This window comes from Gilliamella sp. Pra-s60 (genome assembly GCF_009795755.1).
In the GTDB taxonomy this organism is placed as follows: domain Bacteria; phylum Pseudomonadota; class Gammaproteobacteria; order Enterobacterales; family Orbaceae; genus Gilliamella.
Window position 1 is genome coordinate 1 of record NZ_WTFA01000042.1, and the last position, 808, is coordinate 808.

The window sequence follows — 808 nt, forward strand, 5'->3', positions numbered from 1 at the left end:
CCCTTATTCTAATGCTATCAGTGATTTCTCGCCAAATGACCATAAGTTGCTTTTCACTGTATGCTTGTGTTTCATCATCTGGGATTTTGTAGTACATTTCTACCTGTAATTGTGGTGTTTTATAGGTTGGGTCGGTCATATGGATCCCTAACGAAAATACATATCCCCAATCATCGGAATCGAAGCCTTTTTCATTACGGAAAAATTGCCCTTTTGCTATCCACTCTTCTAGCAATAACCCATTACTCTCTCGCGTCCCTTTATAGAGAGTATGTCCTCGACCTTGCGTAACATAGCCTTCTGGCATATTAAGTAATGCGTAATCTTCTTTAAAATCGTTATACTCGATCCTAAAATAGAAATCCTCTATCGTATTGTGTCTATAGGTAAATCCCATATCTTTCCATTCACGATCCTCCCCTTGCATAAAACCGTGCAAAAAACAAAAACCTGGTGTTGTTGGAATAGTTAAATCATCGCGCGGCTTAATCCGGTCAAACAGTTTATGTAACTCAGCTAATTTTTGGGGCACGTTATTACCAAAGGATTCAGGCTCAATTTGCCTATCTTTAGCATATTGTTCACCTAAGCCATTTTGTGCTTTCATTTCGATCTTTAATGTGACTTCATCTTGCCAGCGATAACCTTCTAACACTCTAAGAATATCAGCAGTACCAATACTTTCCATACGTTCAAAAATAATGCCTTGCATTTTATCGGGGGTATGGGTGTGCACTGGATACACCTGTTTTAGATAATTGCCATCAAGGGGATCTACCGGTTTAGTATTTCGCAGCTCTTGCTCACG

1 protein-coding gene is annotated in these 808 nt (G+C 39.4%); it reads right to left on the reverse strand.

The genetic code is table 11. The features are described 5' to 3' along the window. The coding region (locus tag GQ596_RS10935) for a T6SS immunity protein Tli4 family protein (protein WP_237398411.1) at positions 1-796 on the reverse strand (796 nt) is incomplete at its 3' end. Positions 797-808: the final 12 nt, after the last annotated feature.